At 65.1% G+C, this 2,506-nt stretch carries 2 protein-coding genes; one reads left to right on the top strand and one right to left on the bottom strand.

Annotated features, from left to right (window positions below; genetic code table 11):
• Window positions 1-1,008 (top strand): MFS transporter (locus NFX52_RS29760; protein ID WP_252635976.1); only part of this gene is annotated, 1,008 nt, incomplete at its 5' end.
• A gap of 781 nt (window positions 1,009-1,789) precedes the next feature.
• On the opposite strand, the gene NFX52_RS29755 is transcribed toward NFX52_RS29760, so the two are convergent.
• Window positions 1,790-2,506: tyrosine-protein phosphatase (locus tag NFX52_RS29755; RefSeq protein WP_252635975.1), on the bottom strand; the 717-nt coding region annotated here is incomplete at its 5' end.

Genomic DNA, 2,506 nt, shown 5'->3' with positions numbered 1-2,506 from the left:
GCGCATGGGTTGATGGGGCTGATTGGCAGCTCGGCCACGTTTGCGCCGTTGATGGCCGACACGGCGCTGTGGTGGAACCGGCGGCGTGGCATTGCGGTGGCGATTTGTGCCAGCGGCAACTACATCGCGGGTGCGCTGTGGCCGCCCATCGTGCAGCACGGCATCGAAGCCATTGGCTGGCGCCATACCTATGTGCTGATGGGGCTGGTGTGTGGCGCGGGCATGCTGCTGTTGGCGCTGCGCATGCGCCAGCGGGCGCCGATGGTGTTGATGGATGTAGCTGCGGCTGCGGCGCCTGCTTCGTCGTCACCTTCGGCAGGGGGTGCTGCACTGGGTGCTGCTGCTTCACCAGCGACTGCGTCCGCACCTTTGGTTCCCTTGGCACTGGACCGCAGCCGCCCGTTTGGCTTGCGCCCGGTGCACGCGCAGTTGCTGCTGTGCGTGGCGGGCGTGGCGTGTTGTGTGGCCATGGCGATGCCGCAGGTGCACATCGTGGCCTATTGCACCGACCTGGGTTTTGGCGCGGCGCGCGGGGCAGAGATGTTGTCGCTGATGCTGGCGTGCGGCATTGTCAGCCGCCTGGTGTCGGGCGTGATCTGCGACCGCATTGGCGGCGTGCGCACGCTGCTGCTGGGCTCAGCGTTGCAGGGGGTGGGGCTGGCGCTGTTTTTGCCGTTTGACGGGCTGGTGCCGCTGTATGTGATCTCGGCGATGTTCGGGCTGTTCCAGGGCGGCATCGTGCCCGCGTACGCCATCATCATCCGCGAGTATTTCGCGCCGCAAGAGGCGGGCGCCCGGGTGGGCGCGGTGATCATGGCCACGCTGATCGGCATGGCGCTGGGGGGCTGGATGTCGGGCTGGATTTTTGACGTGACGGGCAGCTACCAGGCGGCGTTCATCAACGGCATGGGGTGGAATCTGCTGAACCTGTCGATCATGGGCTGGCTGTACTGGCGGGTGCGGCGCCAGGGCGCGACTGGGGGACGGATGCAGCCCAGTGCGGGGTGAGTGTGGCGGGCGCTAGTGTGGTGTTGCACGCTTGACGGCACATTGAAAACCGATGGATTTTTGGTCAGGGCAAGGCGCAAACCACAGCGATACCCGTAGGTATCGCGCGGATTTGCAACGCAACCCTGGCCGAAAAGACGCGGTTTTAAGTGCCGGATAGCGTGCAACACCGCACTAGGGGCTCGCTGGCCCTGCGCCGCCTTCATTTCATTGAGAATTTTGATCAAATAGGCCTCTAGCGCTTGGTAGTCAAGCGCCAGCAGCTATTGATTTATAAGCAATTGAGCGCTGCAGCATTCGCTCAACAGGCCCCGGCAGGTGCAACCCGATTTTTTATCGGCCTGCACCTGCCGGGGCCCCACGGGACCGCAGTAGCAGCTGCGGTCCCTGAGCAGGTCGTCGTTGCCTTCGACCCTGTGTTCGGGCTGCTCAGCAAGGCGCTTCTCACCAGGCTGCATGCCTTCATCCCGAAGGTATGCGCCCGGTGCTAGTAGCAACCCTGTCTGTCGCCTTTGCTGTCAGCCTCTCCTCCCTGTTCCCGCCCTTGTGTGCATTTGTTACTTGACTGTAGGGGGTGAGGGAGCGCGGCACAACCTGCGAAAGTTGGTAGGTACGGCGGGTTGTGCGGGGCGAGGGTTCGGCAAAAAGAACCCGCCAACATGGCTCTATCGCCTTGCTGTATTGCATTGGCAGCTTCTGCTTTGATAGCAAACGGAATTTGCACGGCACAAACCCACGCACAGGGTGCCGCGCGATTCTTCGGGGTCTTGGTGCGAATTGGCTACACCGCCGCCTGCAGATAGCGCCCCGCCAGCTCTGTCTGCGCAGCGGCGTCCACGCCCAGCACGTCCACCAGATACGGCTGCAGGCCGCCGAACTCGGTGTCTACCTTGTGCAGGGCGGCGTCCAGAAATTCTTCTTGCACGCGCCACAGCACGGCCAGCACTTCCTCGGGCGCGTGGCTGCCCATGCCCGGCGGGCGCTGGTAGAGGGTGTTGGTGAGCAGGTAGTCGTGCATGACCACGTCGCGCGGCACGCCCAGGGTGAGCAGGATGAGGGCGGCGGCAAAGCCGGTGCGGTCTTTGCCGGCGGTGCAGTGGAAGACGGTGGGGGTGTCGCTGGCCAGCAGCAGCTTGAACAGTTCGGCAAAGCGCGGGGCGTTGTCGTGCACAAAACCCCGGTAGGTGTCCTGCATCAGGCCCACGGCGTCTTGCGCGGTGAGCTGACGGCCGGTGCGCTGCAGGTCTAGCGCGCGCTGCACCACGGTGGGCTCGATGGCGAGCGGGTGGTAGGCGATGCCGGGCAGCGCGTAGGCATAGGCGGCGCTTTCGGCCTTGCCGCGAAAGTCCACCGCGCGGGCCACGCCCAGCTGGGCCAGCAGGGCCTGGTCCTCGGGGGTCAGGGCGGCGAGGTGGTCAGAGCGAAAGATGCGCCGCCACTTCACGGGCCGCCCGCCCTGGCCGGTGTAGCCGCCCAGGTCTCGAAAGTTGGTGGCGCC

Source organism: Acidovorax facilis (assembly GCF_023913775.1).
GTDB lineage: Bacteria > Pseudomonadota > Gammaproteobacteria > Burkholderiales > Burkholderiaceae_C > Acidovorax > Acidovorax facilis.
The sequence above is the reverse complement of the archived record's forward strand: the minus strand, read 5'-3'. Positions and strand labels throughout refer to the sequence as shown.